We start from the raw sequence: 4,462 nt of genomic DNA on the forward strand, positions 1-4,462 counted from the left end.
CTTGAGGTCGCCGCTCGGCCGCTCGCGGCTGTCGGTGAGCTTGGCGCGCGCCGCCTGCAGCTGCATGAACACGTCATGCGCGGTGCGGAACAAGAGGTCGCCCTGTTCGGTAAGGATCAGGCCGCGCGCGTGGCGGTGGAACAGCGAGACCGAAAGCTCCTGCTCCAGCGCCGAGACCTGGCGCGACACCGCCGATTGCGACAGGCCGAGCTGCTCGCCCGCATGCGTGAAGCTGCCCGCTTCCGCCGCTGCGTGAAACACCTTCAGCTTGTCCCAATCCATATCCGTAAATCCGTCGCGTGTTCGGGGCATGATTCTATTCCGCTGCCGCGCGCTCGCTGGCGCGAAGGGCCAAGAAACGTTCGGCTTCGAGTGCGGCCATGCAGCCGAGGCCTGCGGCCGTCACGGCCTGGCGATAGGTCTCGTCGGCGACGTCGCCGGCGGCGAACAGGCCGGGCACCGAGGTTGCGGTCGAGTTGGGCGCGACTTCGACATAGCCCGAGGGTTTGAGCTTGACCTGGTCTTTCACGAGTTCGGTCGCCGGCGCGTGGCCGATGGCGATGAAGACGCCGTCGGTCTTGACGTCCGTCAGCGCGCCGGTCTTGACGTTCTTGAGCCGGACATGGGTGACCTTGTTCGGGCTCTCGGTGCCGCAGATCTCATCCACGGCGGAGTCCCAGATCACCTTGATCTTCGGGTGCTTGAACAGGCGCTCCTGCAGGATGCGCTCGGCGCGGAAGTGATCGCGACGATGCACGATCGTGACCTGCGAGGCGTGGTTGGTGAGGTACAGGGCTTCCTCGACCGCCGTATTGCCGCCGCCGACCACGATGACGTCCTTGCCCCGGTAGAAGAAGCCGTCGCAGGTGGCGCAGGCCGACACGCCGCCGCCCTGGAACTTGGCTTCGGACGGTAGCCCGAGCCAGCGCGCTTGCGCGCCGGTGGCGAGGATGACGACGTCGGCGAGATAGACGTCGCCGCTGTCGCAAGTGAGGCGGAACGGCCGCTGCGACGTATCAAGCCGGGTGACCAGGTCGGTGACGATTTTGGTGCCGACATGGACCGCCTGCTTCTCCATCTGCTCCATCAGCCAGGGACCCTGGATCACGTCGGCGAAGCCGGGATAGTTCTCGACGTCGGTGGTGATGGTGAGCTGGCCGCCCGGCTGGATGCCCTGGATCAGGATCGGCTCCAGCATCGCGCGCGCCGCGTAGATCGCCGCCGTGTACCCGGCGGGGCCGGAGCCGATGATGACGACCTTTGCATGAACAGGAGCGGACATTTCGATGGACGCCTTTCACGGGGGATTTGCAGCGCGGGCGCGGAAAGTGCCGGGAGGCCTCGCGGAGGCGCTGAAATGTCAGAGCTAATCTAAGCCTTCTGGTGAGCTATGCAAGAATTGCATTCCCTCTCGGCGGATTTTTCCAACAGGGAACAAAACTTGGTTGTGCTGTTCGCGCAATAAAATTGCGCTGCCGGCGCGTACTGGGCTATGAGGATTTCGACAAATCACTCAATATCGCCGCAAAGGCCAGGAGTTCCAATCACGTGTCGCGGAACCTAGACGAGATCGACCTGAAGATTCTCACCGAGATCCAGGCCGACGGTCGAATCACCAATGTCGAGCTGGCCAAGCGCGTCGGCATCTCGCCACCGCCTTGCCTGCGCCGTGTCCGGGCGCTGGAGGAGGAGGGCTACATCCAAGGCTATCGGGGCCTCCTGGATGCCCGCAAGCTCGGTTTCGACGTCACCGTGTTCGCCGCCGTTCACCTGTCCAGCCAGGCCGAGGCAGATCTGCGCGCCTTCGAGGCGTTCGTCCGCGCCGAGCCCCTGGTACGCGAATGCTGGATGCTGTCGGGCGAGGTCGATTTCATCCTGAAATGCGTCGCTCCTGACATGGCAACCTTCCAGGATTTCGTCACGCACCTCACCGCCGCGCCCCATGTGCGGAATGTGCGCACGTCATTGGTGCTGCATAATTCCAAATACGAGGCGGCCGTGCCGCTCGAGGTGAAGGGAAGAAGGTAGGCGGGCCAAGCGGTCTATCAGCTCCCTCACTCCGGGACTTGGACGCGCCGTCCCCAATGACGCGTGGTGAGAGTGTGCCTCCACCACAAGCCCAGCAATCCGCAGAAGCAAAAAGGCCGCGCATGCGCGGCCTTTTCAAAACGTCTCAACGCGACGGCGAATCCTTACCGCCACTCCACCTTGGTGATCTCGTACGCCTTGGCGCCGCCCGGTGCGTTGACCTCGACGGTCGATCCCTTCTTCTTGCCGATCAGCGCGCGCGCGAGCGGCGAGGTGATGGAGATGCGGCCCTTCTTGGCGTCCGCCTCGACCTCGCCGACGATCTGCCACACCGTCTTCTTCTCGGTATCCTCGTCGACCAGCGTTACGGTGGCGCCGAACTTGATGGTGTCGCCTGAAAGCTTGGAGATGTCGATGATGTCGGCGCGCGCGAGCTTGTCCTCGAGCTCGGCGATGCGGCCCTCATTGTGGGACTGCTCTTCCTTCGCGGCATGATATTCCGCGTTTTCCGACAGGTCTCCGTGCGAGCGCGCCTCCGCGATATGCTCGATGATCCGCGGACGGTCCACGGACTGGCGCTGCTTCAATTCTTCCCCGAGCGCGACAAAGCCGGCCTGGGTCATCGGAACCTTTTCCATCGTCTCTCTCGTCGTTCGATCGTGCGCCCCGGAACACGGTGGGGCGACCAACCTTGATTCGTTGTGCTTCCGGAGCCCGATCCCGGAGCGGCCGGAACTTTGACAGATATGGGCTTGGCGCCGGAACAGAACAACCGTCTGGCCGGACAGTTCCTCCGGCCATTGTACCTTCATCGCCAACCACTTAGCGGAAGCTTCGCCGCCGCCAGCGATCAGGTTTCCGAAAAGTAGCTCTGCAGGGTCCGAACCTCAAGGTCCCCGCCCAGATAGGCGCGGATGCCCTGCGCGGCCGCCACGGCCCCGGAAAGAGTGGTGTAATACGGTACTTTATGCAAGAGGGCCGCGCGCCGCAGCGAACGGCTGTCGGCCAGCGCCTGCGGCCCTTCGGTGGTGTTGAAGACGAGCTGGACGTCGCCGTTGGTGATGGCATCCACGATGTGCGGTCGCCCCTCCAGCACCTTGTTGACCTTCTCGGTGGGGATGCCCTGATCGGTCAGGAAGCGCTGGGTGCCCGACGTCGCCAGCACCTTGAAGCCGAGCGAATGCAGTTCACGCACGGCATCTGCAATGCGCGTCTTGTCGCTTTCGCGCACCGAGACGAACACCGTTCCCTTGCGCGGCACCCGCGTGCCGCCGCCGAGCTGGCTCTTGGCGAACGCGATTGCGAACGAACGGTCGATCCCCATGACCTCGCCGGTGGAGCGCATCTCGGGTCCGAGCACGGTGTCGACACCGGGAAAGCGCGCGAACGGGAAGACCGATTCCTTGACGCCGACGTGGTTGAGCTGTGCCTTCTTCAGCTTGAAATCGGCGAGCTTCTCGCCGGCCATGATTCGCGCGGCGATCTTGGCGACCGGCGTGCCGACCACCTTGGCGACGAACGGCACGGTGCGCGAAGCGCGCGGATTGACCTCGAGGACGTAGATCTCGCCGTCCTTGATGGCGTATTGCACGTTCATCAGGCCGATGACGTCGAGGCCGAGCGCGAGGTCGCGGGTCTGCCGTTCCAGCTCCTCGATCATCTCAGGCTCAAGCGAGTGTGGCGGCAGCGAGCAGGCGCTGTCGCCGGAATGGATGCCGGCTTCCTCGATGTGCTCCATGATGCCGACGATGAAAGTGTCCTTGCCGTCGGAGAGGCAGTCGACGTCGATTTCGGTCGCGTCGGACAGATAACGGTCGAACAGCAGCGGATTCTTGCCAAGTACGGTGTTGATCTGCCCGGTCTTGTCGTTGGGATAGCGCGCCTTGACGTCGGCCGGCACCAGTTCCGGCAGCGTGCCGAGCAGATAGTCGTTGAGCTGGTTCTCCTCGCGGATGATCTGCATCGCGCGACCGCCGAGCACGTAGGACGGGCGCACCACCAGCGGCAGCCCGAGATCGGCGGCGACGAGACGAGCCTGCTCGACCGAATAGGCGATGCCATTCTTCGGCTGCTTGAGACGAAGCTTATCGAGCACGCGCTTGAAGCGGTCGCGGTCCTCGGCGAGGTCGATGGCGTCGGGCGAGGTGCCGAGGATCGGCACTTCGGCGGCTTCCAGTGCGCGCGCCAGCTTCAGCGGCGTCTGCCCGCCGAACTGCACGATCACGCCGTGCAGCGTGCCGTTGCTGCGCTCCTTGGCGATGATCTCCAGCACGTCCTCGGCGGTGAGCGGCTCGAAATAGAGCCGGTCGGCGGTGTCGTAATCGGTCGACACCGTCTCGGGATTGCAGTTGACCATGATGGATTCGTAGCCGGCATCGTGCAGCGCGAAGCAGGCGTGGCAGCAGCAATAGTCGAACTCGATGCCCTGGCCGAT

Annotated in this window: 5 protein-coding genes; 1 reads left to right on the forward strand and 4 read right to left on the reverse strand. The window is 64.0% G+C overall.

Annotation, left to right across the window (positions count from 1 at the left end; all coding sequences use genetic code 11):
• Both JHD07_RS33665 and trxB read right to left on the reverse strand, forming a co-directional pair.
• Nucleotides 1–312 (reverse strand): LysR family transcriptional regulator (locus JHD07_RS33665; protein WP_291629998.1); only part of this gene is annotated, 312 nt, incomplete at its 3' end.
• Nucleotides 313–316: 4 nt separating this feature from the next.
• Nucleotides 317–1,282, reverse strand: coding sequence for a thioredoxin-disulfide reductase (trxB, locus tag JHD07_RS33670; protein ID WP_291630000.1), 966 nt, complete (start codon nt 1,280–1,282; stop codon nt 317–319).
• A gap of 266 nt (nt 1,283–1,548) precedes the next feature.
• On the opposite strand from trxB, the gene JHD07_RS33675 reads away from it, so the two are divergent.
• Entirely contained in the window at nt 1,549–2,028 is a 480-nt protein-coding gene (locus JHD07_RS33675) for an Lrp/AsnC family transcriptional regulator (RefSeq protein WP_291630002.1), read from the forward strand.
• Nucleotides 2,029–2,192: 164 nt separating this feature from the next.
• Here the strand turns inward: JHD07_RS33675 and greA are convergent, their stop codons facing one another.
• Both greA and carB read right to left on the reverse strand, forming a co-directional pair.
• A complete protein-coding gene (gene greA / locus JHD07_RS33680) occupies nt 2,193–2,666 on the reverse strand; it encodes a transcription elongation factor GreA (RefSeq protein WP_035710309.1) in 474 nt (157 codons plus the stop codon).
• Nucleotides 2,667–2,878: 212 nt separating this feature from the next.
• Nucleotides 2,879–4,462: carbamoyl-phosphate synthase large subunit (gene carB / locus JHD07_RS33685; RefSeq protein ID WP_291630007.1), on the reverse strand; the 1,584-nt coding region annotated here is incomplete at its 5' end.

The sequence above is a fragment of the Bradyrhizobium sp. genome (assembly GCF_016462955.1).
Taxonomy (GTDB): domain Bacteria; phylum Pseudomonadota; class Alphaproteobacteria; order Rhizobiales; family Xanthobacteraceae; genus Bradyrhizobium.